Annotated in this window: 1 protein-coding gene; it reads left to right on the plus strand. The window is 65.1% G+C overall.

Annotated elements, in window-relative coordinates; genetic code table 11:
* Positions 1–17: 17 nt before the first annotated feature.
* A partial coding sequence (locus tag KVT37_RS32450; protein WP_254634404.1) for a LysR substrate-binding domain-containing protein occupies positions 18–252 on the plus strand: 235 nt, incomplete at its 3' end.

The following is a 252-nucleotide window of genomic DNA, read 5'->3' on the forward strand; positions in this document are numbered from 1 at the left end:
CGGTCGCGCCTTTTCGCATGTTCTTGTGCGCGGCCGCTTCCTACCTCGATCGCCATGGCACGCCCGGCACCCCGGCGGACCTTTCGGCACATTTCGGCACCCACTTCCGTTTTCTCAACAGCGGCAGGCTGCTGCACTGGCCGTTCATTACCGGGAGCGCCGAGCCGCAGATCCGCACGATGCTGACCTGCAACAATATGGAGGCGGTGAAGGGCGCCACGCTTGCCGGTCTTGGCATCGCCTGCATGCCCG

This window comes from Mesorhizobium sp. GbtcB19 (assembly GCF_019091085.1).
In the GTDB taxonomy this organism is placed as follows: domain Bacteria; phylum Pseudomonadota; class Alphaproteobacteria; order Rhizobiales; family Rhizobiaceae; genus Mesorhizobium.